At 74.7% G+C, this 1,154-nt stretch carries 1 protein-coding gene; it reads right to left on the reverse strand.

All coding sequences use genetic code 11. The features are described 5' to 3' along the window. On the reverse strand, positions 1 to 1,154 hold a 1,154-nt coding region (locus ACYVE7_RS34375), incomplete at both ends, for a beta-ketoacyl reductase (RefSeq protein WP_460370795.1).

Consider the following 1,154-nt stretch of genomic DNA (forward strand, 5'->3'; position numbering starts at 1 on the left):
CGACAGGGTGCCCGCCATGCCGTCGGCCCACGGGCCCCAGGCCAGCGCCTGGGCGGGCAGTCCCAGGCCGCGACGGTGCCGCGCCAGCTCGTCCAGCCACGCGTTGGCCGCCGCGTAGTTCGCCTGCCCTGGCGCGTTCACCACGCCCGCGACCGACGAGAACAGCACGAACGCCGCCAGATCCAGCTCCCTGGTCAGCTCGTGCAGATGCCAGGCGGCGTCGGCCTTAGGCCGTAGGACGGTGTCGAGCCGGTCCGGCGTCAGCGCGCCGACCACCCCGTCGTCCAGCACCCCCGCCGCATGGATCACCACGCGGAGCGGCCGCTCCCCCGGAATCGACGCGAGCACCCCGGCAAGCGCATCACGATCAGCGACGTCACAGACCAGAACCGAGACCCGGGCCCCAAGCGCACGCAGCTCGGCAGCGAGCCCGGCCGCCCCAGGCGCGTCAATCCCACGGCGACCGATCAGGACCAGATCCCGCACCCCGTGAACCCCCACCAAATGCCGAGCCAGCAACGCGCCGAGCGCCCCGGTACCCCCCGTGATCAGCACAGTCCCGCCCTCACCCCACGGGACGGTCCCCTGCTCGAGAAGGGTCCCGGGCTCGGGGACGATCACTGGGGTCAGTCGGGGGACGGTCACTGTGCCCGCGTGGACTGCGGCCTCGGGTTCGCCGGTGGTGAGGGCGGTCCGGACCGCCTCGGTGGGGTCGGTGCCGGGGTCGGTCTCCAGGAGCAGGAAGCGGCCGGGGTTCTCGCCTTCGGCGGCGCGGACCAGGCCGCGGACGGCGGCGTGGGCGAGGCCCCCGTGGTGGACCACGGCCAGCCGCCCGGAGGACTCGTCGGCCAGGTGGGTCTGGATGGCCTGGAGGACGGCGCGCGTTGAGGTGCGGACGTCGGCGAGGACGTCGCCGGTGCCGGGCGCGCACCGGAACACCATGGGGGCGGCGGCTGCCGAAACTGATGTCGCGGCGGGGGGCACCCATAGGACGTGGAACAGCGCGTCCGGGCCGGCGGGTGCCGCCGCCAGCCGTTCAGGGGAGATCGGCCGCAGGCCGAGGGAGGCGACGGAGGCGACGGGGCCGCCCGTGGAGTCGGCGAGCTCCAGGGTGAGGGAGCCGTCGTCGAGGGTCCGGATCCGGACCCGCAGCT

The sequence above is a fragment of the Actinocorallia lasiicapitis genome, assembly GCF_054778695.1.